This window comes from Luteimonas sp. 9C, assembly GCF_902506295.1.
GTDB lineage: Bacteria > Pseudomonadota > Gammaproteobacteria > Xanthomonadales > Xanthomonadaceae > Luteimonas.
The window spans coordinates 1,293,369-1,317,918 of the sequence record NZ_LR733312.1; the positions used below are offsets into that span (position 1 = coordinate 1,293,369).

Genomic DNA, 24,550 nt, shown 5'->3' on the forward strand with positions numbered 1-24,550 from the left:
CGATGCGGGGCATGGACTGCAACCTAAAGGCTCTGCGGTGGACGCGCAACCGTTGCGTGCGCAACGGCCGCGGATATCTGTTCAACGCAAGCCGCGTCGACAGGCGGCCATCGGGTCATTTGACCGGCAGGGCGTCGATCGGCGACTGCGCGGCTGCGGCATTCTTCTCGGCCAGCAGACGGTCGGGATCGACGAGTCGCGGATTGTCGAGCACTTCGGCCAGGCGCTCGCGATCCAGCTGCCCGGTCCAGCGCGCCACGACCAGCGTGCCGATACCATTGCCGGTGAGGTTGGTCAGCGCACGGCCCTCCGACATGAAGCGGTCGATGCCGACGATCAGTGCGATGCCCGCCAGCGGGATCACGCTCTCGAACGCGGCCAGCGACGCGGCCAGCGTCACCAGGCCCGCGCCCGACACACCGGCCGCGCCGTTCGACGAGATCAGCATGAAGACCAGCAGCGCGATCTGCGTGCCCAGTGGCACTTCGATGCCGAAGGCCTGGGCGATGAAGATCGCCCCCATCGTCATGTAGATCGCGGTGCCGTCGAGATTGAACGAATACCCGGTGGGAATGGTCAGGCCGACGACCGACTTCGGCACGCCGGCCGCCTCGAGTTTCGCCAGCATGCGCGGCAGCACCGTCTCCGACGAAGAGGTCCCGAGCACGATCAGCAGCTCGTCGCGGATCAGCCGGATGTACTTGAAGATGCTGAAGCCCGACCACCAGCAGATCGGTCCGAGCACCAGGAACAGGAACAGCAGGCAGGTCATCCAGAAGCTGACCATGAAGTAGCCGAGCGAGCCGAGGATCGCGCTGCCGTACTCGCCGATCGTGAAGGCCATGCCGCCCATCGCGCCCAGCGGCGCGAACCACATGACGATCTTGATGACGCCGAACATCACCTGGGCGATCGTGTCGAGCGCGGCGACGGCGGGCTTGCCGCGCTCGCCGAGCATCGTGATCGCGCAGGCGACGAGGATCGCCATCACCAGCACCTGGATCAGCTGGCCTTCGACGAAGGCGCCGAAGAACGAGCTGGGAACGAGGTGCAGCAGGAACCCGGTCAATCCCTCGCCGGCGGCCGCGCCCGCGCTGCTGAGCGTCCCCTCGGCCGCGGATGCGTCGAAGGTCGCGAGATCCAGGCCAAGCATGCGGCCCGGGCCCAGCAGGTTGATGACCACCAGGCCGATACCCAGCGCGAACACGGTGGTGATGTTGAAGTAGACGACGGTCTTGAGCGCCAGGCCGCCGGCCTTGGCGAGGTTGCCGAGTCCGGCGATGCCGACCGCGACGGTCGCGAAGATGGTCGGCGCGATGACCACCTTGACCAGCTTGATGAAGAGATCGGCCAGCCATTTCATCTGCGCGCCGATTTCGGGCGCCACCAGGCCGATGGTGATGCCGGCGGCGATGCCGACGAGCACCCAGAAGTACAGGTGATGCCACAGCTGTTTGCGCTTCGGCGCGGGCCCGGGGGTCGGGGCTCTGACGGCGTTCGGGGTCGAGGGATCAGTCTGCATGTCGCAAGCCTGCCAGATGAACGGCGATCGCAAACTCACACCATGGGACTAGTGCGCGCAGTCAGGTTCGTACCGCGCCGGCGCTGTGGGACGTGCATTAAGACGCCTACGGGATGAGCCGATCCGCCGGACGCCAGGCGCGCGCCACACCCATCCAATCCGATCCGCCAACGAAAACGGGCCGCTTGCGCGGCCCGTCCTCTTGATACATGCAGCGCTGGCGATTACTCGGCCGGCGTGCCTTCGCCTTCGGCGACGGCCTTCATCGACAGGCGGATGCGGCCCTGCTTGTCGACTTCCAGCACCTTGACCTTGACCACGTCGCCTTCCTTGAGCACGTCGCCGACCTTCTCGACGCGCTCGTTGGAGATCTGCGACACGTGCACCAGACCGTCCTTGCCGGGGGAGATCGTCACGAATGCACCGAAGTCCATCAGCTTGACGACCTTGCCCTCGTAGATGCGACCCGGCTCGACGTCCGACGTGATCTGCTCGATGCGCTCCTTGGCGGCGCGACCGGCGGCCGCGTCGACCGACGCGATCGTGATCGTGCCGTCGTCCTGGATGTCGATCTGGGTGCCGGTCTCCTTGGTAATGCCCTGGATGACCGAACCGCCCTTGCCGATGACTTCGCGGATCTTGTCGGGGTGGATCTTGATCGTGATCAGGCGCGGCGCGAACTCGCTGAGCTCGGTACGGGCCGTGGTCAGCGCGCTGCTCATCTCCTGCAGGATGTGCAGACGACCCTGCTTCGCCTGGGCCAGCGCGACCTTCATGATCTCTTCGGTGATGCCCTGGATCTTGATGTCCATCTGCAGCGCCGAGATGCCGTTCGTGGTGCCGGCGACCTTGAAGTCCATGTCGCCGAGATGATCTTCGTCACCCAGGATGTCCGACAGCACGACGTAGTCGTCGCCTTCCTTGACCAGGCCCATCGCGATGCCGGCGACCGGTGCCTTGATCGGCACGCCCGCATCCATCAGCGCAAGCGACGAACCGCAGACCGACGCCATCGACGAGGAACCGTTCGACTCGGTGATCTCCGACACGACGCGGATGGTGTACGGGAACTCTTCCATCGTCGGCATCACGGCGAGCACGCCGCGCTTGGCCAGACGGCCGTGGCCGATCTCGCGACGCTTCGGGCCCATCATGCGGCCGGCTTCGCCCACCGAGTACGGGGGGAAGTTGTAGTGGAACAGGAAGTGCTCTTTGTACTCGCCGGCGACGGCGTCGATGATCTGGCCATCGCGCGCGGTGCCGAGGGTCACGGCGACGATCGCCTGCGTTTCGCCACGGGTGAACAGCGAGGAGCCGTGCACGCGCGGGAGGATGCTGACCTTCGAGCTGATCGGACGCACGGTGTCGAGCGCGCGACCATCGATACGGACCTTGGTCTTGAGGACCGAGTCGCGCATCGTCTGGTATTCCTGCTCGCCGAATTCCTTCGACAGCTCGCTGTTCGACCAGGCGTTGGCTTCGGCGTGCGGCTGCACGGCCTCGAGGATCGCCTTCTTGACCTTGGAGATCGCGTCCTTGCGCTCGAGCTTGTCGCGAACCTGGAACGCGCTGGCGAGCTGCTCGCCGACGGCACTGCGGATGGCCGAGATCAGGCCTTCGTTGGCAGCCGGGGCCGACCACTCCCACTTCGGCTTGCCCGCTTCGGCGACCAGGGCGTTGATCGTCTCGATCGCGACCTGCATCTGCTGGTGGCCGAACATCACCGCGCCCAGCATCACGTCTTCCGAGAGTTCCTTGGCTTCCGACTCGACCATCAGCACGGCGTTCGCGGTACCGGCGACGACGAGCTCGAGATCCGAATCCTTCAGCTCGGAGACGGTCGGGTTCAGCAGGTACTGGCCGTCCTTGTAACCGACCTTGGCGGCACCGATCGGGCCGTCGAACGGCGCGCCCGAAAGCGACAGTGCAGCCGAGGCGCCGATCAGGGCAAGGATGTCGCCGTCGATCTCGGGGTTCATCGACATCACGGTGGCGATGACCTGGACTTCGTTGCGGAAGCCATCGGGGAACAGAGGGCGGATCGGACGGTCGATCAGGCGCGACGTCAGCGTTTCCTTCTCGGTGGCGCGACCTTCACGCTTGAAGAAGCCGCCCGGGATGCGGCCGCCGGCGTAGAACTTCTCCTGGTAGTCGACGGTCAGCGGGAAGAAATCCTGCCCTTCGCGTGCGGTCTTGTTGGCGACCGCGGTGACCAGCACCTGGGTGCCCTCGCACGACACCATGACGGCGCCGCCGGCCTGGCGCGCGATCTCGCCGGTCTCGAGCATCACCGTGTGGTTGCCGAACTGGAAGCTCTTTGTCACTTTCGCCACGTTGAATTCCTTGATGTCTCTTGCGATGAACCGACCGGGACCCATGCCCCGTCCGGGCGGACGCTGCCCACGCCCTAAAAAGAACCGCGGCGCATTTCTGCGCCGCGGTGGGTATCGGGTTTAGCGACGCAGACCGAGCTTCTCGATCAGGGCCTTGTAACGATCCGCATCCTTCCGGTGCAGATAGTCGAGCAGGCTGCGACGACGGTTGACCATCATCAGCAGGCCGCGGCGGCTGTGGTGGTCCTTCTTGTGCGTCTTGAAGTGCTCGGTCAGGTGCACGATGCGTGCGGTCAGCAGAGCGACCTGGACTTCCGGGGAGCCGGTGTCGTTGTCGCCGCGCTTGTGGTCTTCGATGATCTTGCCGTTGTCGATGGTGCTGGTCATTTAATGGTTCTCTGGACGCGGGTCCCGCAGAAGACGGCGACGTGTAGACGTCGCGTACCGCCCGGACCGCCTGTGGATGGATGCTGCAGTGTGCCTTGAAAAAGGCGGCGAAATTGTACCGCTGGGCGGACAGCCGGACAAGGCGGCCGTTCAGGCCCCGGTGGCGTTGGCATCGGCGCGGCGGAACATGCGCTGCGGCTTCAGGCGGCCGTCCTCGACCACCTGCCCCAGCCCCTCGGCGCGACCGGCCGGACCGATGATGGCCACCTCGCCCGCCGGGCTGTACGGGCCGGGCACGTCCTGGCCGTTCTGCAGCCGCGCCGCCTGGCGCGCGTCGACGTGGACCTTCGGCCACGCCAGCATGCCGGCCTCCACATCCAGCAGGCAGGCTTCGAGCTGGGGTTCGCCGCGCGCGGCCAGCGCCTGCAGGTCCTCCAGCGTCCACATGCGCGGATCGCGGAAGGGATCGACCCACAACCGGCGCAGTTCGGCGACATGCGCGCCGCAGCCCAGCAGCTCGCCCAGATCGCGGACCAGGCTGCGCACGTAGGTGCCCGAACCGCATTCGACGTGCAGCCGCAGCTGCGGCATGCCGCCGGGCTCGAGCACGCCGTCGAGCAGATCGGCCGCCGACTGCAGTTCGAACGCATGGACGTCCACCGGACGCAGGTCGACTTCGACGACCTCGCCGCGGCGGGCCTTGGCGTAGAGCGGTTCGCCGCCGCGCTTGAGCGCGGAGTAGATCGGCGGACGCTGCTGGATGCGTCCGACCAGCTGGGCGAGCGCGGCATCGAGCGTTTCGATGGTCAAGGCCGGCACCGGACGCTCGCGCAGGATCTCGCCGTCGGCGTCGTCGGTATCGGTGACCTGGCCGAGCCGGGCGACCGTGGTGTAGGCCTTGCGCGCGCCGAGCAGGCCGCCGGCAATCTTGGTCGCTTCGCCGAAACAGACCGGCAGCAGGCCGGTCGCCAGCGGGTCCAGGCTGCCGGTGTGGCCGCCCTTCTCGGCCCGGAACAGGTGGCGCACGCGCTGCAGCGCCTGGTTGGAACTCATGCCGCGCGGCTTGTCGAGCAGCAGGATGCCGTCGAGCTTGCGGAATTTTGTCCGGGGCCGGGCGTGCTGGCGGCGACTCGTCATGGGCGGGCGCGGGATCGGGCGTCTGCGGGGCGGCGGTGTGACCGCGCCGGACTCACTCGGCCGGACGGCCGCTGTCGAGATCGCGCAGCAGGTTGTCGATGCGCTCGCCGCGATCGACCGAATCGTCGTAATGGAAATGCAACTCCGGCACGTGGCGCAGCTTGACCGCGCGCGCTAGGCGGAAGCGGATCTCGTGCGCGACGGCCTTGAGTCCCTGCATCGCCTCGTCGGCGCGCTCGGACTGCAGCGCGGTCACGAAGACCTTGGCGTGCGCCATGTCGCGGGTGACCTCCACATCGGACACGCTCACGGACGGCAGGCCGTGTTCGGAAACGGCCTCGCGCACGAGCGTGCCGAGCTCGCGGCGGAGCTGGGCGGAGACGCGGTCGGTACGGTGGAAGGATTTCGTGGGCACGGCAGGGCAACCTGTTGCGATGGGACGGAAGACAGTCTGGAACAGGGCGGATGAAACCGCCCTAGACGACGACGGCCGGGTCCGTGTGTACGGAGCCCGGCCGCCGGCGATGCATGCGGCGCGCCCTTACAGGGTGCGCTGGACCTCGATGCGCTCGAAGCACTCGATCTGGTCGCCCGGCTTGACGTCGTTGTAGGCCTTGACGCCGATGCCGCACTCCGTGCCGTTGCGCACTTCGTCGACGTTTTCCTTGAAGCGGCGCAGCGATTCCAGCTCGCCTTCGAAGATGACCGTGTTGTCACGCAGCACGCGGATCGGCTTGTTGCGCTTGACCACACCCTCGATGACCATCGAGCCCGCGACCGCACCGAACTTGGAGCTGCGGAACACGTCGCGCACTTCCGCCGTACCGATGATCTCTTCGCGGATCTCCATGCCCAGGATGCCCGAGGCGACCTGCTTGACCTGGTCGATCACGTCGTAGATCACCGAGAAGTAGCGCAGATCCAGCGCGCTGTTCTCGATCACCTTGCGGGCCGACGCGTCGGCGCGGACGTTGAAGCCGATGATGGTGGCCTTCGCCGCGGCCGCCGAATTGGCGTCCGACTCGGTGATGCCGCCGACGCCCGAGACGATGACGTTGATGCGGATCTGTTCGTTCGACAGCGCGACCAGCGACTGCTTGAGCGCCTCCACCGAACCCTGCACGTCGGCCTTGATGACCAGGTTGAGCGACAGCTGCTGCTCGGCCTGGCCCATCTGCGCCATGATGTCTTCCATGCGGTTGCCCGCCGCCTGCACCAGGCGCGTTTCGCGGCGCTTGGCGTCACGCTGCGAGGCCACGTCCTTGGCCAGACGCTCGTCCGCGACGACGACGAAATCGTCGCCCGCGTCCGGCACGCCCGACAGACCCAGCACCTGCACCGGGATCGACGGACCCGCGGTCGGCACCTGGCTGCCGGTCTCGTCGAACAGCGCGCGCACGCGGCCGTACTGCACGCCGCAGACGAGGTAGTCGCCCCGCGACAGCAGGCCGTTCTGCACCAGCACCGTCGCGACCGGGCCACGGCCCTTGTCGAGCGAGGACTCGATGACCGTACCGCTCGCGCGGCCTTCGCCGACCGCGCGCAGCTCGAGGATTTCCGACTGCAGCGAGATCGCATCGAGCAGGTCGTCGACGCCGTCGCCGGTCTTGGCCGACAGCTCCACCATCTGCGTGTCGCCGCCGAAGTCCTCGGCCACGATGTCGTGTTCGAGCAGTTCGTTCTTGACCCGCGACGGATCCGCGCCGGACTTGTCGATCTTGTTGATCGCCACGATCAGCGGCACCTTCGCCGCCTTCGCGTGCTTGATCGCCTCGACCGTCTGCGGCATGACGCCGTCGTCGGCCGCGACCACCAGGATCACGATGTCGGTGAGCTTGGCGCCGCGGGCGCGCATCGACGTGAACGCCGCGTGGCCCGGGGTGTCGAGGAAGCTGATGACACCCTTGTCGGTCTCGACGTGGTACGCGCCGATGTGCTGGGTGATGCCACCCGCTTCGCCCGAGGCGATCTTGGTGCGACGGATGTAGTCCAGCAGCGAGGTCTTGCCGTGATCGACGTGACCCATGATCGTGACCACCGGCGGACGCGCGACCTGGTCGCCCTGCGCTTCGCCCACGTGCGCGATCAGCTCGCTCTCGGCGTCGTCGGCGTCGGCGCGCACCGGAATGTGGCCGAGTTCTTCGACGGCGAGCACTGCCGTGTCGTGGTCGATGGTCTGGGTGATGGTCGCCATGACGCCCATCTTGAACAGCGCCTTGACCACGTCACCGCCCTTCATCGCGAGCTTCTGCGCGAGGTCGGCCACGGTGATCGCTTCGCCGATCGCGACTTCACGCTGCATCGGTGCGGTCGGGCGTTCGAAGCCGTGCGGGCCACCGCCGCTGCGCGACGGCGCATTGCCGCGGCGCTGTGGACCGCCGCGCTGCGGCTTGCCACGCGTATTGCTGGTGCTGCGACGCGCACGGTCGGAGGCGCTCAGGTGCAACTGGCCGGCGAAGCGCGCGGTCTTGTCGTCGTCCTCGACGCCGCTGACCATCGCGTGCGAACCGCGGTTGCCCTTGTGCTTGGCACCGGCAGGCGCATTGCGGTCGTCGGCACGCGGCGGCGCGGCCGGCTTGTGGCCGTGGCCATGCGTGGTCGGTGCCCGGCGGGTGGCCTCGGCCTCTTCCGGCGGCGCGGCGGCAGCCGCCGCGGCGGCTTCGCGCAGGCGCTCGGCCTCGGCTTCCGCTTCGCGTTTGCGGGCTTCGGCCTCCTCGGCGCGACGCTTGTCGTCCTCGGCCAGACGCTGCTGCTCGGACAGGTTCTTGGCGCGCGACTCTTCGAGCTTGCGCAGGATCTCGGCGCGCTCGGCGTCCGGATCGATCGCGCCACCCTCGTTCGGGCTCAGCGTGACCTTCTTGCGCACGACGACGTCGACCGTCTGGCGGTTCTTGCCGCCACCGACCGTCAGTTCCTGCTTGCGGCTGCGGCTGAGCGTGATCTTCTTCGGCGCGGCGACTTCCTCGGCCGGGGCATCGCCCTTGCCGTGTGCGCGCTTGAGGAAACCGAGCAGCTTGAGCTTCTCGGCACTGGTCACGCTCTGGTCGGGATCGCTGAACGGCATGCCCGCTTCGGACAGCTGTTCAAGCAGTTTCTCGACCGGCGTGTTCACCAGTGCGGCCAGCTTGCGGATCGTGGTTTGTTGCGACATTCGTGATTCCGGTTCCTTGCGCGCCGCCGCGAAGTGCGGGGCGCAGTGGATTTGTCATTCTACCGCTGCATGGGATTCGTTCCGAACAGGATCGTCATCCGTGGCGGGCGGTCGCGTACGTGGCAGGTGCAGGACACCGGCCCGGCGCGACCCGTCAGCCTTCCCTTTCCAGCCGCGCGATCTCTTCCGCACGCGCGGCGAGGATCAGCGCGGCGGCGCGCGCCTCGTCGAGATCGTCGATGCCGAACTCGACCACTTCGTCCGCACCCAGGTCCGACAGGTCCTCGCTGGTGCGGATGCCGTTGGCGGCCAGCGCGTACGCCGTCGCCTCGTCCATGCCTTCGAGCGCGAGCAGATCCTCGGCAGGCGCGTTCTCGTCGACGCCCTCCTCGACCGCGAGCGCGTCGTTGAGCAGCGAGTCGCGGGCGCGTCCACGCAGTTCCTCGACGATGTCCTCGTCGAAGCCCTCGACCGCCAGCAGCTCGCCGACCGGCACGTAGGCGATTTCCTCGACCGTGCTGAAGCCCTCGGCCACCAAGATGCCGGCGATTTCCTCGTCGACTTCCAGCTTCTCCTGGAACAGGGCGCGCGCCGATGCCTGCTCGGCATCCGACTTCGCGGTGACCTGGTCCTGGGTCATCACGTTGAGCTGCCAGCCCGACAGACGGCTGGCGAGGCGCACGTTCTGGCCACCCTTGCCGATCGCCTGGGCGAGCTTGTCCTCGGCGACCGCCAGGTCCATCGAGTGCTTGTCCTCGTCGACGACGATCGACTGCACTTCGGCCGGCGCCATCGCGTTGATGACGAACTGCGCCGGGTTGTCCGACCACAGCACGATGTCGACGCGCTCACCGTTCAGTTCGTTCGACACCGCCTGCACGCGCGAACCGCGCATGCCGATGCAGGCGCCGATGGGATCGGTGCGGGTGTCGTAGGCCAGCACGGCGATCTTGGCGCGGTCGCCCGAATCGCGTGCACAGGCCTTGATCTCGACCAGACCCTGGCCGACTTCCGGCACTTCGAGCTTGAACAGCTCCATCATGAATTCCGGCGCGGCGCGGCTGATGAACAGCTGCGGGCCACGGGGTTCGCTGCGCACGTCGTACAGGAAGCCGCGCACACGGTCGCCGGCGCGCACGACATCGCGCGGAATCGCCTTGTCCTTCTGGATCAGCGCTTCCGCGTTGCCGCCGAGGTCGACGTAGACGTTGCCGCGCTCGACGCGCTTGACCACGCCGGTGACCAGCTCGCCGACGCGATCCTTCCACGCATCGACGACCTGCTGGCGCTCGGCTTCGCGCACGCGCTGCACGATGACCTGCTTGGCGGCCTGCGCGGCGATGCGACCGAAGTCGACGTTCTCGATCTGCTCTTCGATGTAGTCGCCGACTTCGACACCCTCGGCCTCGTCGACCGCGTCCATCAGGCGCAGCTGGCGATCCGGCGACTCCATCACGACGTCATCGGCCACCACTTCCCAGCGGCGGAAGGTCTCGTAGCTGCCGTCCTTCGCATCGATCGCGACGCGCGTCAGCACGTCCTGGTCCATGTAGCGCTTCTTGGCAGCCGTCGCCAGCGCGGCCTCGATGGCTTCGAGGATCACGGATTCCGGGACGCCCTTCTCGCTGGCGACCGCATCGACGACCAGCAACAGTTCCTTGCTCATCTTTTCATTCACTCCGCACCGGTCGACGGATCCGCCGACCGCTTGTTGTCACGTGGTGTGTGGTTGGCCTTGCGGGTCGCGCCGGTGGCGCGGCCGTTGTCCTTCTTGTCCCTCGACGCGGCGAGACCCAGCGCGGCCCAGTCGGGCACCACGCGGGCCTTCTCGACGTTGTCGGCCTGCACCGTGAACGCGGTGCCGTCGACATCGAACGTCACGGTGTCGCCTTCGACCGCGGTGATGCGACCGGTCAGGCGGCGGCGCCCGTCCTGCGGCAGTTTCAGGCCGACCTTCGCGGTCTCGCCTTGGCACTGCGCGAACTGCGCCACGTTGAACAGCGGACGGTCGATACCGGGCGACGACACCTCGAGGGTGTAGTTGCCGCTGATCGGGTCCTCGACGTCGAGCTGCGCCGACACTTCGCGACTGACCGCTTCGCAATGTTCGATCGTCACGCCCTGACCGCCCTCGCCTTCGGGATCGGCCTGGCCTGCCTGGGCGTGCGCCGGCACATCGATGTAGATGCGCACGAGCGCGCCACCGGGCGCGGTCAGGTATTCGATGCCCAGCAGTTCGAGCCCGAGGGCCTCGACCGTCGGTGCCAGCAGTTCCGTCAGTTGTGTCGCCTTGTCCGCCACTGGTCCCTCGTCCGTTGCGTGTCCGGTACCGCACGATCCGTCGCTGTTGCAAGCGCACCGCGTCGCCCGGGGCGCCTGCGGTTTTCCGATCGTGGAAAACGACAAAGGGCCCGATGGGCCCCTTGTCCGATACCACTGGATGTCGGCGCCGAAGCGAAGCAGTTGCTTCGGCAAAGCCCAGATTCTTCGCGTCGATGCACCCGGAGGCGCGTCTTTTTCACTGCGTTGAATGTGGTAGCGGGGGCAGGATTTGAACCTGCGACCTTCGGGTTATGAGCCCGACGAGCTGCCAGACTGCTCCACCCCGCATCAGAAGCGGAATTATGAAGATTTCTCTTCGATAGTGCAAGAAGTTTCGAACGATTCCGCGTCCTTCGAACTTCCCCCGATCACCGCGTTCGCGATGACCGGGCGCGCATTCTAACAGACTCAGGCGGCGAATGCCTGCTGGCACCACGCCATCAGCGGACTGAAGAACGGCACGACGACCAGGAGCGCCAGCACGTTGAGTGCGAACACCACGCGCATCGGCGTGCCGGGGCGCTGCGCCATCGGCGCGGCCTCGGGCGCGTCGAAGTACATGACCTTGATCACGCGCAGGTAGTAGAACGCACCCACCACGGCGAACACGATGCCGACGATCGCCAGCCACAGCAGATCGCCCTGCAAGGCACCCTGCAGCACGGCGAGCTTGGCCCAGAAGCCCAGGAACGGCGGCACGCCGGCCAGCGACGCCATGACGCACAGCACCAGGCCGGCCATCCAGGGGCTGCGCTGGTTCAGGCCCTTGTAGTCGTCGATGTGTTCGGCTTCGAAGCCCTTGCGCGACAGCATCACGATGGCGCCGAAGGCGGCCGCCGACATCACGGCGTAGCTGACGACGTAGAACATCGCCGAGGCATAGCCCACCTGCCCGCCACCGGCGAGACCGAGGAACAGGAAGCCGACGTGCGAGATCGTCGAATACGCCAGCATGCGCTTGAGATTGGTCTGCGCCAGCGCGAACAGGTTGCCGACCACCAGCGACAGCGCGGCAAGGATCGACAGCAGGATCTGCGCCTGGTCGTGCAGGGGGCCGAGCGCGGTCTCCAGCAGACGCCAGGCCATGCCGAACGCGGCGATCTTCGGCACCGAGCTGATGAAGGCGACGATCGGCGTCGGCGCACCGTGGTAGGTGTCGGGCAGCCACATGTGGAACGGCGCGGCGCCGAACTTGAACGCGATGCCGACGATCAGGAACACCATGCCGGTCAGCATCAGCACCCGGCCATCGCCCGACAGGCCACCGATCGCGTCGTTGATCGCAGGCAGCGACAGCGTGCCGGTGGCGCCGTAGATCAGCGACATGCCGAACAGCAGCATGCCCGACGCCAGCGCACCGAGGACGAAGTACTTCATCGCCGCTTCGGAGGCGAGCTTGCTGTCGCGGTCGCAGGCGACCAGCGCGTAGGAGCACAGCGCCAGCAGTTCCAGGCCCACGTAGACCATCGTCAGGTTGTTCGCCGACACCAGCAGCATCATGCCGGCGGTGGTGAACAGGAACAGCACCGGAATCTCGCCCTGATAGAGGTCGCGCTCGCGCAGGTAGGTCCACGCGTAGCCCAGCGCCGCGGCGCCGACCACGAGACCGCCGACCTTGAGCACATCGGCGCCACCATCGCGCACGAACATGTCGGCGAGGATGCTGCCGTGACCACCGACGCCGAAGACGATCAGGGCGGCCGCGGCGAGCATCGTCGCGACGGCGAGCACGTGGGTGATGATCCGGCGGCGCGGGTCGATGAACAGGTCGAGCATCAGCAGGGCGAACGCACCCAGCACGATCACGAGCTCGGGCACGATCGGGCCCAGCTCGGCCAGCGTGCGGATGGGAGGCGTCATCGGGGCAGAAATCATCGCAACGGTGTCCTTAGAGCTTGCTTGCGGCGATCAGGTTCGCCAGTTGCGCGATGGACGGCTCCATCAGGTCGGTCAGCGGCTTGGGGTACACGCCGATCAGCAGCGTGCCGGCGGCGAATACGCCGAGCACCAGCGCCTCGCGGGCGTTGATGTCCTTGAGCGCGGCGACGTGCGCGTTCGACACTTCACCGTAGAGCACGCGCTTGACCAGCCACAGCGTGTAGGCCGCACCGATGATCAGCGTCATCGCCGCGAAGAACGCGATCAGCGGATGGCTCTGGAACGCGGCCAGGATGACCATGAACTCGCCGACGAAACCCGACGTGCCCGGCAGGCCGGAGTTCGCCATCGCGAACAGCACGTAGAACGCGGCGAACCACGGCATCACGTTGGCGACGCCGCCGTAATCCTTGATGTTCCGGGTGTGCATGCGGTCGTAGAGGATGCCGATGCAGGAGAACATCGCGCCGGAGATGAAGCCGTGCGAGACCATCTGCACCATCGCGCCCTGCAGACCGAGACGCGCGGCATCCGAACCGCCCTGCACGTCGCGCATCAGAGCGAACGCAATGAACACACCCAGCGTCACGAAGCCCATGTGCGACACGGACGAATACGCGACCAGCTTCTTCATGTCCTGCTGGACCAGCGCCACCAGACCCACGTAGACGATCGCGATCAGCGACAGGCCGATCACCAGCCAGGCCCACTCATGGCCGGCGTCCGGCGTGATCGGCAGATTGAAGCGCAGGAAGCCGTAGCCGCCGATCTTCAGCATGATCGCCGCCAGGATCACCGAGCCGCCGGTCGGCGCCTCGACGTGCGCGTCCGGCAGCCAGGTGTGTACCGGGAACATCGGCACCTTCACCGCGAACGCGGCGAGGAACGCGAAGAAGATCCACATCTGCTCGGTCGACGACAGCCGCAGCGCGTACAGATCGGGCAGCTGCCAGCTGCCGGCCTGCAGGTACAGGTAGATCAGCGCGACCAGCATGAAGACCGAGCCGAGGAACGTGTAGAGGAAGAACTTCACCGACGCGTACACGCGGTTCGCCCCGCCCCAGACGCCGATGATGATGAACATCGGGATCAGCATCGCCTCGAAGAACACGTAGAACAGCATCGCGTCCACGGCGGAGAACACGCCGACCATCATGCCTTCGAGGATCAGCATCGACGCGAAGTACTGCGACACGCGCTTGGTCACCGAGCCCCAGGCACCGATCAGCACCAGCGCGGTGGTGAGCGTGGTCAGGATGATCAGCGCGACCGAAATGCCGTCCGCACCGAGGTGGTACTCGATGCCCAGCGACGGGATCCACTCGCGCCGCTCCAGGAACTGCAGCCCCGCATTGGCGTAGTCGAACGCGGTGAACAGCGGAATGCTGACGAGGAAGACGAGCAGCGCGAACGCCAGCGATACCCAGCGTGCCGCGTCGGGGCGGCGTTCGCCCAGGGCGAGCACGCACGCACCGCCGAGGATCGGCAGCCAGATCAGGAGACTGAGAAGAGGCCAGTTCGACACGTATCGTATTCCGTCAGCGCCAATACTTGATGAGGATGGCCAGAAGCACGATCAGGCCGACGATCATCGCGAAAGCGTAGTGGTAGAGAGCACCGGACTGCAGCCGGCGGACGACGCCCGAGACCAGGCCGACGACGCGCGCCGGACCGTTCACGAAGACACCGTCGATCACCCTGGTATCGAAGATGCGCGAGAGCTTGCCCAGGCCGACACCGCCGCCGGCGAAACCGCCGATCCACAGGTCGTCCATGCCGTACTTGTTCTCGAGCACGCGGATGGGCAGGCGGAACACGTGCGCGGCCTTGGCCGCCAGCTCGGGCTTCCACCAGTACATGACAGTCGCAAGCACGAAGCCCGCAACCACCAGCCAGAATGCCGGCGCCACGAAACCGTGCATCGCGAACGCGGCCGGACCGTGCCACAGCTCTTCCTTCAACGCCGCCAGCACGTCGTTGGACGCCAGTACGTGGACCACGCCGTCGAAGAACCCGCGCACCTCGTGGTGCCCGGTCCAGTCGGTGCCGAACAGCATCGGCCCTGCGGTGAAGTAGCCGATCAGGATCGACGGAATCGCCAGCAGGATCAGCGGCAGCGTCACGACCCACGGCGATTCGTGCGGCTCGTGCACGCCGTGATGGCCATGCCCGTCGTGCGCGTGATCGTCATGCGCCGTCGCGGCGACCGCATGGCCGTGGCCGTCGTCGTGCAAGGGCTTGTGGTGCGTCTCGTGGCCGTGCGCGTCATGCGTGGCATGGGCGTCGGACGCATGCGCGTCGCGGAACCGCTCCTTGCCGAAGTACGTCATGTACAGCAGGCGGAAGCTGTAGAACGAGGTCACGAACGCGCCCAGCAGCACCGACCAGTAGGCGTACTGGAACACCCAGCCGCCACCGTCGCTGGCGTGCTTGGCCGCTTCGATGATCGTGTCCTTGGAGTAGAAGCCGCTGAAGAACGGCGTGCCCACCAGCGCCAGCGTGCCGATGACGCTGGTCCAGAAGGTGATCGGCATGTACTTGCGCAGGCCGCCCATCTTGCGCATGTCCTGCTCGTGGTGCATGCCGATGATCACCGAGCCCGCGGCCAGGAACAGCAGCGCCTTGAAGAACGCATGCGTCATCAGGTGGAACACCGCGGCCGAGTACGCCGACACGCCGAGCGCGACGGTCATGTAGCCCAGCTGCGACAGCGTCGAGTACGCGACGACGCGTTTGATGTCGTTCTGCACGATGCCGATCAGGCCGGTGAAGAAGGCCGTGGTAGCACCGATGAAGAGGATGAACTGCAGCGCGGTCTCCGACAGCTCGAACAGCGGCGACATGCGCGCCACCATGAAGATGCCGGCGGTGACCATCGTCGCGGCGTGGATCAGTGCCGAGATCGGGGTCGGGCCTTCCATCGAGTCGGGCAGCCACACGTGCAGCGGCACCTGGGCCGACTTGCCCATCGCGCCGATGAAGAGGCAGATGCAGACCAGGGTCGCGACCGACCACTCGAAACCGGTGATCACCTCGATCGTCTGGCCGCCACCGATGGTGGCATCGGCCGCGGCGAACACGGTGGCGTAATCCAGGCTGCCGAACCAGTACAGCACACCGGCGATGCCCAGCAGGAAGCCGAAGTCACCGACGCGGTTGACCAGGAACGCCTTCATGTTGGCGAACACCGCGGTCGGCTTCTTGAACCAGAACCCGATCAGCAGGTACGACACCAGGCCCACCGCTTCCCAGCCGAAGAACAGCTGCAGGAAGTTGTTGCCCATCACCAGCATCAGCATCGAGAAGGTGAACAGCGAGATGTAGCTGAAGAAGCGCTGGTAGCCCGGGTCCTCGGACATGTAGCCGATGGTGTAGACGTGCACCAGCAGCGACACGAACGTCACCACGACCATCATCATCGCGGTGAGGTTGTCGATCAGGAAGCCGACGTGCGCCGAGTAGTTGCCGACCTCGAAGAACGTGTAGACGTTCTCGTTGAAGGTGGGCGCGCCCTGCATCAGCTGCCACAGCGTGTAGGCCGACAGCGCGCAGCTGATCGCGACACCCGCGATGGTGACCGTATGTGCACCGGCGCGTCCGACCTGGCGGCCGAACAGGCCCGCGATGATCGAGCCCAGCAACGGGGCCAGAACGATCGCGATCAGGATGCCCTTGGAAATCGTGTACTCCATGCCCGGCTCAGCCCTTCAGCGTGTCGAGTTCGGCGACGTTGATCGTGCGCCGGTTGCGGAACAGCGTGACCAGGATCGCGAGACCGATCGCGGCCTCGGCCGCGGCCACGGTCAGGATGAAGAACACGAAGATCTGGCCGGCGGCATCCCCGAACTCGCGCGAGAACGCGATGAAGTTGATGTTGACCGCGAGCAGCATCAGCTCGATCGACATCAGCAGGATGATCACGTTCTTCCGGTTGAGGAAGATGCCGGCGACGCTGATGCAGAACAGCACCGCACCCAGCGAGAGGTAGTGGCCCAGCGCGAGGCCGGTGCCGAACAGGTCGGTCATTTCGCTTCTCCCTCGTCAGCGCCCGGCACGGGCTCGACGACCGGACGCACCGCGTCCATCTTGACCACGCGCATGCGGTCCTTCGCCTGGACGCGTGCCTGCTCGCTCGGATTCTGGTGCTTGGTGCCCGGACGGCGGCGCAGGGTGAGCATCACCGCGGCGATGACGGCGACGGTCAGGATGACCGCAGCCACCTCGAACGGCAGCAGGAAGTCGGTGAACAGACGGCGCGCGATCCACACCGTGTTCGACACGCCCGCCTCGTCGACCAGATCCGCGGCGAACGGCGCCATCTTCGCGCGCACGCCGATCAGGGTGACGATCTCGACCAGCATCACCACCGCGACGATCAGCCCGACCGGCAGATACCGCACGTAGCCCTCGCGCAGCGGCGCGACATCGACGTCCAGCATCATCACCACGAAGAGGAACAGCACCATCACCGCGCCGACGTAGACCAGCACCAGCGCGAGGCCCAGGAACTCGGCACCGACCAGCAGCCAGGTGCAGGCGGTGGAGAAGAACGTCAGTACCAGGAACAGCGCCGCGTGCACCGGGTTGCGGGCACTGATCACCGCGACCGCGGACATCACGGTGATCGCGGCGAAGACGAGGAATGCAATGAGCGTGGTTTCCATGACTTACCTGTACGCAGAGTCGGCGGCGCGGCGTTCTGCGATCTCGCTCTCGAGACGGTCGCCGATCGCCAGCAGCTGCGGCTTGGTCACGATGTTCTCGCCGCGGTTCTCGAAGTGGTACTCGTGCAGATGGGTCTCGACGATTGAGTCCACCGGGCACGATTCTTCGCAGAAGCCGCAGTAGATGCACTTGAACAGATCGATGTCGTAGCGCGTGGTGCGGCGGGTGCCGTCCTCGCGCTGCTCGGAATCGATCGTGATCGCCAGCGCCGGGCACACGGCCTCGCACAACTTGCATGCGATGCAGCGCTCTTCACCGTTGGGATACCGGCGCAGCGCATGCAGGCCGCGGAACCGCGGCGACTGCGGGGTCTTTTCCATGGGGTACATCAGCGTGTACTTGTCCCGGAACAGATACCGGAAGGTCAGTGCCATGCCGCCGAGCAACTCGAGCAGCAACAGGCCCCTGAACCATGCAACGAACTTGGCCATTACTGCCCTGCCTCGAAGATTCCGAAGTACGCCATCAGCGCGGTGACCACGATCCAGCCGATGCTGATCGGAATGAAGACCTTCCAGCCCAGCCGCATGATCTGGTCATAGCGGTAGCGCGGGAACGAGGCGCGGAACCAGATGAAGCAGCTGGCGAAGAAGAACACCTTCGCGAACAGCCACCACCAGCCGTCGACCGACAGCAGCGGAATGCCCAGGCCCTGGAACGGCGACAGCCAGCCGCCGAGGAAGAAGATCGCGACCAGGAAACTGATCAGGATCATGTTCGCGTATTCGGCGAGGAAGAACAGCGCGAACGCCGACCCCGAATACTCGACCATGTGCCCGGCGACGATTTCCGACTCGCCTTCGACGACGTCGAACGGCGCGCGGTTGGTCTCGGCCACGCCGGAGATGAAGTAGATGACGAACAGCGGCAGCATCGGCAGCCAGAACCAGTCGAACAGGCCCTTGCCGCCGGCCTGCGCCATGACGATCTCGGAGAGGTTCAGGCTGCCTGCGCCGACCATCACGCCGACGAGCGCGAAGCCCATCGCGATCTCGTAGCTGATCATCTGCGCCGAGGCGCGCATCGCACCGAGGAAGGCGTACTTCGAGTTCGATGCCCAGCCGGCGAGGATGATCCCGTAGATGCCCAGGCTGGTCATCGCCAGCAGATACAGCAGGCCGGCATTGGCGTTCGACAGCACCAGCTGCGCGTCGAATGGCACCACCGCCCAGGCCGCGAACGCCGGCGCCAGCGTGATCAGCGGCGCCAGCACGAACAGCACGCGCTGCGCGTTGGTCGGCTGGATGACTTCCTTGAACAGCAGTTTGAAGACGTCGGCGAAGGCCTGGAAGATGCCCATGCCCACGTACATCGGACCATGGCGCTGGTGCATCCAGCCCAGCAGCTTGCGCTCCCACACCACGTAGAACGCGACGCAGATGATCACCGGCATCGCGATCAGCAGGATCTTGAGCACGATCCACAGGATCAGCCCGATCGCGCCCAGCGACATCAGCCAGTCGTACAGCGGTGCGGACAGATCGCCCAGCAACGATGCGGTGTTGGTCACGCCGGCTTGGCTTGCACCGGTTTGGATCGCGCTCATGCCGCCACCACCTTGACCTTGCCGGCCGACAGCGCCGCCGTGGCGCCGTAGCCCGATTCCACCCACGCTGCGCCCGGCGCGACGCGATCGTCGACCGCCACCTGCAGCGTCGCGGTGCCGACCGCGTTCGACACCTTGGCCATGCCACCGTCGGCGACGCTGCTCGCAGCCGCGTCGTCGGGATGCAGCACGATGCGCGGACCCAGGGTCAGCGGATGCGACTGCAGCGCAGCCGCGCGACGGGTCAGGCCGTCGACGCGGTAGATCGCCTGGCTGACCGCCAGTTCGAAGCCGTCACCGTCGACGACCGGCGCCGCGGATGCGGCCACCGTGACCGCCCTGCCCTGCACGCCCGCCCGCAGGCCGGCGAGATCGGTGAACTCGAAGCCCGGGGCTTCGAGCGCGCCACCCAGGGCACGCAACACGCGCCAGCCGGCGCGCGCGTCACCCGGCAGCTTGCCGGCCGCAGTGGCGTGCTGGTCGCGGCCTTCGAGATTGGTCAGCGTCGCGTCGATTTCGGCGAGTGCCCCGATCGGCAGGATCACGTCGGCGACGCTGCGCGTGGACTGGCAGGCGAAGTGGCTGAAGGCCACGACCTGCGCCGCGCCCAGCGCCTGCAGCGCCTGCGCCTGGTCGGCGAAGTCCAGACCCGGCTCGATGCCGTAGATCACGTACGCGCCGCGGCGCTCGGCCAGCATCGCGTTGGCATCGCGGGCACTCGGCAGTACGCCGAGGCGCGACAGACCCAGGGCATTCGCGCCATGCGGAATGCGGCACAGCGAGGCGCCCGTCTCGGCAGCGAGCGCCGCCGCGGCCTTGCGGATGTCGGCCGCGTGCGCGCTGGCTTCCGCCTGCGCACCGACGATGATCGCCGCGTGCTTCGCGCCGCGCAGCGCATCACCGAGTTCGGCGACCTGCAGCGTTTCGGCGATCTTCGACGGCGCCACGATCGCCTTGTCTTCGATGTCGAAGGTGAAGTCGAAATCGACCGGATTGACCACGTACACCTTCGCGCCACGCTTCCACGCCTGACGCACGCGGTGATGCAGCAGCGGCACTTCGTGACGGAGGTTGCTGCCGACGAGCAGCACGACGTCGGCCTGCTCGAGTTCGGCGACCGGCATCGCGAAGGCTTCCGCAATGGCGCCATCGGAGAGATCGCGCTGGGCGATGCGGTGGTCGAGGTTGCCGGTGCCCAGGGCCTCGGCCAGACGTGCCAGCAGCGCGCCCTCCTCGTTCGAGGTCGACGGATGCACCAGCACGCCGAGTTCGTCGGCCGCGTTGTCGCGCAGGATCGTCATCGCGCGCTCGAGCGCCTCGTCCCACGAGGTCTCGCGCCATTCGCCGCCGTCCTTGACCAGCGGATGCACCGCGCGGTCGTCGGCCGTCAGGCCCTGGTGCGAATACCGGTCGCGGTCGGAAATCCAGCACTCGTTGACCGCTTCGTTGTCGCGCGGCACGGTGCGCATCACGTCGCCGCGGCGCAGGTGATGGAACAGGTTGCTGCCCAGCGCGTCGTGACCGCCGAGCGATTCGCGCGCGATCAGTTCCCACGGACGCGCACGGAAGCGGAACACCTTGTTGGTCAGCGCGCCGACCGGGCACACGTCGATGACGTTGCCCGACAGTTCGGTCGTCAACGGCTTGCCATCGTAGGTGCCGATCTGCAGGTTCTCGCCACGCTGCATGCCGCCCAGTTCGTAGGTCCCAGCGATGTCGGCGGTGAAGCGCACGCAGCGCGTGCACTGGATGCAGCGGGTCATCTCGGTGGCGACCAGCGGACCGAGGTTCTCGTCGGCGACGACGCGCTTGCGCTCGGCAAAGCGGCTGACCGAACGGCCGTAGCCGAGCGAGAGATCCTGCAGTTCGCACTCGCCGCCCTGATCGCAGATCGGGCAGTCGAGCGGATGGTTGATCAGCAGGAACTCCATCACGTTGCGCTGGGCCTTGAGCGCCTTCTCGTTGCGCGTGAAGACCTTCAGGCCGTCCATCACCGGCGTGGCGCAGGCCGGCGACGGCTTGGGCGCACCGCGGCCGCCGACTTCGGTGTCGACCAGGCACATGCGGCAGTTCGCGGCGATCTCGAGCTTGTCGTGATAGCAGAAACGCGGGATCGGAATGCCGGCCTTGTCGGCGGCATGGATGATCATCGAGCCCTTGGGCGCGGCCAGTTCGACGCCGTCGATGAAGACGGTGACGTGGTCGGGCGGCAGGTCCGGATTGACAGGTTGCGCGCTCATGCAGCGACACTCTTCATCAAGGCGACGACGCCCCTCGAGTCGAGGGGCTGGACGCTTTCGCGCGCAGCGCGGATGCGTCCGGGGAGCTGGAGACGTGCTGCGCTCATGCGGCGACTGCCTTCGGCACCACGGTGCCGTTGCGCTGGTCGTCGACGAGGAAGCGCTTGTTGAGAATCGCGTACTCGAATTCGTCCCAGAAATGACGCAGGAAACCCTGCACCGGCCAGGCGGCCGCTTCACCGAACGCGCAGATGGTGTGTCCCTCGATCTGGCCGGCCGCAGCCCGCAGCATCTGCAGGTCCTCGACCGTCGCGGTGTGATCGGCGATGCGGCACAGCATGCGGTACATCCAGCCGGTGCCTTCGCGGCACGGCGTGCACTGGCCGCAGCTCTCCTTGTAGTAGAAGCGCGCGATGCGTCGGCACGCGCGCACCATGCAGGTGGTGTCGTCCATGACGATGACCGCGCCCGAGCCGAGGCCGGAGCCGGCCTTCTGCAGCGCGTCGTAATCCATCGTCAGGCTCATCATGGTCTCGCCCGGCAACACCGGCATCGACGAACCGCCCGGAATCACGCCCTTGATGGTGCGGCCTTCGCGCATGCCGCCGCACAGGTCCAGCAGTTCCGAGAACGGCGTGCCCAGGCGGATTTCGTGGTTGCCCGGGTTGGCCACGTGGCCCGAGACCGAGAAGATCTTGCAGCCGCCGTTGTTGGGCTTGCCCAGGTCCATGAACCACTGCGCGCCGTTGCGCACGATCGCCGGCACCGAGGCGTAGGTCTCGGTGTTGTTGATCGTGGTCGGCTTGCCGTACAGACCGAAGTTGGCCGGGAACGGCGGCTTGAAGCGCGGCTGTCCCTTCTTGCCTTCCAGCGATTCCATCAGCGCGGTCTCTTCGCCGCAGATGTAGGCGCCCGCGCCGAGCGCGTTGTAGATGTCCACGTCGATGCCCGAGCCGAGCAGGTTCTTGCCCAGCCAGCCATTGGCGTACGCCTCGGCGGTGGCTTCTTCCAGATGCTCGAAGGGCTCGTGGTGGAATTCGCCGCGCAGGTAGTTGTAGGCCACGGTCGAGCCGGTCGCGTAGCACGCGATCGCCATGCCCTCGATGACCGAATGCGGGTTGTAGCGCAGGATGTCGCGGTCTTTCGCGGTGCCCGGCTCGGATTCGTCCGAATTGCAGAGGATGTACTTCTGCATCTCGCCCTTGGGCATGAAGCTCCACTTCAGACCGGTCGGAAAGCCCGCGCCGCCGCGGCCACGCAGGCCCGACTGCTTGACCATCTCGATCACGTCGGCCGGCGGGATCTTCTCTTCGAGGATCTTGCGCAGCGCGCTGTAACCACCCGTCTTGAGGTAGTTCTCGTAGGACCACGGCTTGTCGAAATGCAGCGTGGTGTAGACCGCCTGGTGCTCCTTCGGCGCAGGCCCGACGGGCCCGTAACCTTCGGAAGACTTGGGATGGTGATGTGCCATGTCCGCGCGATGCCCTACTTCAGACCGTCGATCAGCTCGTCCACCGCTTGCGGCGTGAGCTTCTCGTGGTAATGACCGTTGATGACCACGACCGGCGCGCCGCAGCACGCAGCCACGCACTCTTCCTCGCGCTTGAGGAAGACGCGACCGTCGGCGGTGGATTCACCCAGCTTGCAGCCCAGCTTCTTCTCCGCGTGCGCGACGAGATCCTCGGCGCCGTTGAGCCAGCAGCTGATGTTCGTGCAGAACGCGACGTTGTTGCGGCCGACCTGCTCGGTCTCGAACATCGAGTAGAACGTCGCGACCTCGTAGGCCCACACCGGCGGCAGGTCCAGATACTTGGCGACGCCGGCGATCAGCTCGTCGGTCAGCCAGCCGTTGTTCTGTTCCTGCGCCGCGAACAGGCCCTGCAGCACCGCGGAGCGCTTGCGGTCCTCGGGAAACTTGGTCAGCCAGTGGTCGATGTGCGCGCGCGTGTCGCCGCTGAGCACGACCATCGGATCGACGTTGCGGGCGTTCTCGAAATTGCCAGTCGCCTTCATCGGTCGACTTCTCCGAACACGATGTCATAGGTACCGATCATCGCCACCACGTCGGACAGCATGTGTCCGCTGGTGATGGCGTCCATCGACGAGAGATGCGCGAAACCGGGCGCGCGCAGATGCACGCGGAACGGCTTGTTCGCGCCGTCGGAGACCAGATAGCAGCCGAATTCGCCCTTCGGGGCCTCGACTGCGCTGTAGGTCGCGCCGGCGGGCACGCTGTAGCCCTCGGTGAACAGCTTGAAGTGATGGATCAACGCTTCCATGTCGTCCTTCATCGATTCACGCGACGGCGGCGACACCTTGTAGTTGTCCAGCATGACCGGGCCGGGGTTCGCCCGCAGCCAGTTCACGCACTGCTGGATGATCTTCGCCGACTCGCGCATTTCGAACACGCGCACGAGATAGCGGTCGTAGCAGTCGCCGTTGACGCCCACCGCAATGTCGAAATCGACGTCGGCGTACTTGGCGTAAGGCTGGGTCTTGCGCAGATCCCATTCGACGCCGGAACCCCGCAGCATCGGGCCGGTCATGCCCCAGGCCTTGGCCAGCTCCGGCGGGATCACGCCGATGCCGACGGTGCGCTGCTTCCAGATGCGGTTGTCGGTGAGCAGGGTTTCGTACTCGTCGACGCGACCCGGGAAATCCTTAGCGAACGCCTCGAGATAGTCGAGCATCGAGCCGCCGCGCCACTTGTTGAAGCGCTTCAGCTTCTCGCCCTTGCGCCAGCGCGACTCGGCGTACTGCGGCATCTGCGCCGGCAGATCGCGGTAGACGCCGCCGGGGCGGTAATAGGTCGCGTGCATGCGCGCGCCCGAGACCGCCTCGTAGACGTCCATCAGTTCTTCGCGCTCGCGGAACGCGTAGAGCATCACCGCCATCGCGCCGAGGTCGAGCGCGTTCGAACCCACCCACATCAGGTGGTTGAGGATGCGGGTGATCTCGTCGAACAGCGTGCGGATCCACTGCGCACGCTCGGGCGCCTCGATCCCCATCAGGGTCTCGATCGCGCGCACGTAGGCGTGCTCGTTGCACATCATCGACACGTAGTCGAGGCGGTCCATGTAACCGATCGACTGGTTGAACGGCTTGGACTCGGCCAGCTTCTCGGTGCCACGGTGCAGCAGGCCGATGTGCGGATCGGCGCGCATCACGGTTTCGCCGTCCATCTCCAGGATCAGCCGCAGCACGCCGTGCGCGGACGGATGCTGGGGACCGAAGTTGAACGTGTAGTTGCGGATTTCCTGCTTCAGCGCTTCCGCGCTCGGCGTCGCGTTGGTGTGCAGCGAGGTGGTC

Annotated in this window: 19 protein-coding genes and 1 tRNA gene; all 20 read right to left on the reverse strand. The window is 66.4% G+C overall.

What is annotated here, in order from left to right:
* Nucleotides 1-115: 115 nt before the first annotated feature.
* The 20 genes from dctA to CURTO8I2_RS05870 all read right to left on the reverse strand — a co-directional run bounded on the left by dctA (nt 116) and on the right by CURTO8I2_RS05870 (nt 24,540).
* The gene (dctA, locus tag CURTO8I2_RS05775; RefSeq protein ID WP_159679450.1) at nt 116-1,522 is read right to left on the reverse strand and encodes a C4-dicarboxylate transporter DctA; all 1,407 of its coding nucleotides are present in this window, start codon (nt 1,520-1,522) and stop codon (nt 116-118) included.
* A 224-nt stretch (nt 1,523-1,746) separates the two neighbouring features.
* Nucleotides 1,747-3,855 carry a polyribonucleotide nucleotidyltransferase gene (pnp, locus tag CURTO8I2_RS05780; protein WP_159679452.1) on the reverse strand — a complete coding sequence of 703 codons (2,109 nt, stop codon included), beginning with the start codon at nt 3,853-3,855 and terminating at the stop codon, nt 1,747-1,749.
* Nucleotides 3,856-3,975: 120 nt separating this feature from the next.
* Nucleotides 3,976-4,242, reverse strand: coding sequence for a 30S ribosomal protein S15 (rpsO, locus tag CURTO8I2_RS05785; RefSeq protein ID WP_159679454.1), 267 nt, complete (start codon nt 4,240-4,242; stop codon nt 3,976-3,978).
* A 150-nt stretch (nt 4,243-4,392) separates the two neighbouring features.
* Nucleotides 4,393-5,379, reverse strand: a complete 987-nt coding sequence (gene truB, locus CURTO8I2_RS05790; protein ID WP_159679456.1) for a tRNA pseudouridine(55) synthase TruB — start codon at nt 5,377-5,379, stop codon at nt 4,393-4,395.
* A gap of 52 nt (nt 5,380-5,431) precedes the next feature.
* Nucleotides 5,432-5,794 carry a 30S ribosome-binding factor RbfA gene (gene rbfA / locus CURTO8I2_RS05795; RefSeq protein WP_159679458.1) on the reverse strand — a complete coding sequence of 121 codons (363 nt, stop codon included), beginning with the start codon at nt 5,792-5,794 and terminating at the stop codon, nt 5,432-5,434.
* A gap of 126 nt (nt 5,795-5,920) precedes the next feature.
* Nucleotides 5,921-8,530, reverse strand: a complete 2,610-nt coding sequence (infB, locus tag CURTO8I2_RS05800) for a translation initiation factor IF-2 (RefSeq protein ID WP_159679460.1) — start codon at nt 8,528-8,530, stop codon at nt 5,921-5,923.
* A gap of 154 nt (nt 8,531-8,684) precedes the next feature.
* Nucleotides 8,685-10,196 (reverse strand): transcription termination factor NusA, encoded by a 1,512-nt coding sequence (nusA, locus tag CURTO8I2_RS05805; protein ID WP_159679462.1) that lies wholly within the window; start codon nt 10,194-10,196, stop codon nt 8,685-8,687.
* An 8-nt stretch (nt 10,197-10,204) separates the two neighbouring features.
* Complete coding sequence (gene rimP / locus CURTO8I2_RS05810; protein WP_159679464.1) at nt 10,205-10,831, reverse strand: ribosome maturation factor RimP; 627 nt, start codon at nt 10,829-10,831, stop codon at nt 10,205-10,207.
* A 232-nt stretch (nt 10,832-11,063) separates the two neighbouring features.
* Nucleotides 11,064-11,140 (reverse strand) — tRNA-Met (locus tag CURTO8I2_RS05815).
* Nucleotides 11,141-11,260: 120 nt separating this feature from the next.
* A complete protein-coding gene (gene nuoN, locus CURTO8I2_RS05820) occupies nt 11,261-12,727 on the reverse strand; it encodes an NADH-quinone oxidoreductase subunit NuoN (RefSeq protein ID WP_159679465.1) in 1,467 nt (488 codons plus the stop codon).
* Nucleotides 12,728-12,740: 13 nt separating this feature from the next.
* The gene (locus CURTO8I2_RS05825) at nt 12,741-14,255 is read right to left on the reverse strand and encodes an NADH-quinone oxidoreductase subunit M (protein ID WP_159679467.1); all 1,515 of its coding nucleotides are present in this window, start codon (nt 14,253-14,255) and stop codon (nt 12,741-12,743) included.
* 13 nt (nt 14,256-14,268) lie between these two features.
* Nucleotides 14,269-16,422, reverse strand: coding sequence for an NADH-quinone oxidoreductase subunit L (nuoL, locus tag CURTO8I2_RS05830; RefSeq protein ID WP_159679468.1), 2,154 nt, complete (start codon nt 16,420-16,422; stop codon nt 14,269-14,271).
* 7 nt (nt 16,423-16,429) lie between these two features.
* Complete coding sequence (nuoK, locus tag CURTO8I2_RS05835) at nt 16,430-16,756, reverse strand: NADH-quinone oxidoreductase subunit NuoK (protein ID WP_159679469.1); 327 nt, start codon at nt 16,754-16,756, stop codon at nt 16,430-16,432.
* Entirely contained in the window at nt 16,753-17,394 is a 642-nt protein-coding gene (locus tag CURTO8I2_RS05840) for an NADH-quinone oxidoreductase subunit J (protein WP_159679471.1), read from the reverse strand. The genes nuoK and CURTO8I2_RS05840 overlap by 4 nt, the downstream gene beginning before the upstream one ends.
* 3 nt (nt 17,395-17,397) lie before the next feature.
* Nucleotides 17,398-17,886 carry an NADH-quinone oxidoreductase subunit NuoI gene (gene nuoI, locus CURTO8I2_RS05845; RefSeq protein ID WP_159679473.1) on the reverse strand — a complete coding sequence of 163 codons (489 nt, stop codon included), beginning with the start codon at nt 17,884-17,886 and terminating at the stop codon, nt 17,398-17,400.
* The gene (gene nuoH, locus CURTO8I2_RS05850; RefSeq protein ID WP_236551124.1) at nt 17,886-18,908 is read right to left on the reverse strand and encodes an NADH-quinone oxidoreductase subunit NuoH; all 1,023 of its coding nucleotides are present in this window, start codon (nt 18,906-18,908) and stop codon (nt 17,886-17,888) included. Before nuoH ends, nuoI begins: the two co-directional genes overlap by 1 nt.
* An 89-nt stretch (nt 18,909-18,997) precedes the next feature.
* Entirely contained in the window at nt 18,998-21,241 is a 2,244-nt protein-coding gene (gene nuoG, locus CURTO8I2_RS05855; RefSeq protein ID WP_159679476.1) for an NADH-quinone oxidoreductase subunit NuoG, read from the reverse strand.
* Nucleotides 21,242-21,344: 103 nt separating this feature from the next.
* Nucleotides 21,345-22,712 (reverse strand): NADH-quinone oxidoreductase subunit NuoF, encoded by a 1,368-nt coding sequence (gene nuoF, locus CURTO8I2_RS05860; protein WP_159679477.1) that lies wholly within the window; start codon nt 22,710-22,712, stop codon nt 21,345-21,347.
* A 14-nt stretch (nt 22,713-22,726) separates the two neighbouring features.
* Nucleotides 22,727-23,254, reverse strand: a complete 528-nt coding sequence (gene nuoE, locus CURTO8I2_RS05865) for an NADH-quinone oxidoreductase subunit NuoE (protein WP_159679479.1) — start codon at nt 23,252-23,254, stop codon at nt 22,727-22,729.
* Nucleotides 23,251-24,540 carry an NADH-quinone oxidoreductase subunit D gene (locus CURTO8I2_RS05870; protein WP_159681564.1) on the reverse strand — a complete coding sequence of 430 codons (1,290 nt, stop codon included), beginning with the start codon at nt 24,538-24,540 and terminating at the stop codon, nt 23,251-23,253. The genes nuoE and CURTO8I2_RS05870 overlap by 4 nt, the downstream gene beginning before the upstream one ends.
* Nucleotides 24,541-24,550: the final 10 nt, after the last annotated feature.

Excerpts from the sequence above, each read along its gene's own strand:
- dctA (WP_159679450.1), bottom strand. The coding sequence starts at position 1,522 with ATGCAGACTGATCCCTCGACCCCGAACGCCGTCAGAGCCCCGACCCCC.
- rpsO (WP_159679454.1), bottom strand. The coding sequence starts at position 4,242 with ATGACCAGCACCATCGACAACGGCAAGATCATCGAAGACCACAAGCGC.
- truB (WP_159679456.1), bottom strand. The coding sequence starts at position 5,379 with ATGACGAGTCGCCGCCAGCACGCCCGGCCCCGGACAAAATTCCGCAAG.
- infB (WP_159679460.1), bottom strand. The coding sequence starts at position 8,530 with ATGTCGCAACAAACCACGATCCGCAAGCTGGCCGCACTGGTGAACACG.
- nusA (WP_159679462.1), bottom strand. The coding sequence starts at position 10,196 with ATGAGCAAGGAACTGTTGCTGGTCGTCGATGCGGTCGCCAGCGAGAAG.
- nuoN (WP_159679465.1), bottom strand. The coding sequence starts at position 12,727 with ATGATTTCTGCCCCGATGACGCCTCCCATCCGCACGCTGGCCGAGCTG.
- nuoL (WP_159679468.1), bottom strand. The coding sequence starts at position 16,422 with ATGGAGTACACGATTTCCAAGGGCATCCTGATCGCGATCGTTCTGGCC.
- nuoK (WP_159679469.1), bottom strand. The coding sequence starts at position 16,756 with ATGACCGACCTGTTCGGCACCGGCCTCGCGCTGGGCCACTACCTCTCG.
- CURTO8I2_RS05840 (WP_159679471.1), bottom strand. The coding sequence starts at position 17,394 with ATGGAAACCACGCTCATTGCATTCCTCGTCTTCGCCGCGATCACCGTG.
- nuoI (WP_159679473.1), bottom strand. The coding sequence starts at position 17,886 with ATGGCCAAGTTCGTTGCATGGTTCAGGGGCCTGTTGCTGCTCGAGTTG.
- nuoH (WP_236551124.1), bottom strand. The coding sequence starts at position 18,908 with ATGTCGCTGGGCGCGATCGGGCTGATCCTGTGGATCGTGCTCAAGATC.
- nuoG (WP_159679476.1), bottom strand. The coding sequence starts at position 21,241 with ATGAGCGCGCAACCTGTCAATCCGGACCTGCCGCCCGACCACGTCACC.
- nuoF (WP_159679477.1), bottom strand. The coding sequence starts at position 22,712 with ATGGCACATCACCATCCCAAGTCTTCCGAAGGTTACGGGCCCGTCGGG.
- nuoE (WP_159679479.1), bottom strand. The coding sequence starts at position 23,254 with ATGAAGGCGACTGGCAATTTCGAGAACGCCCGCAACGTCGATCCGATG.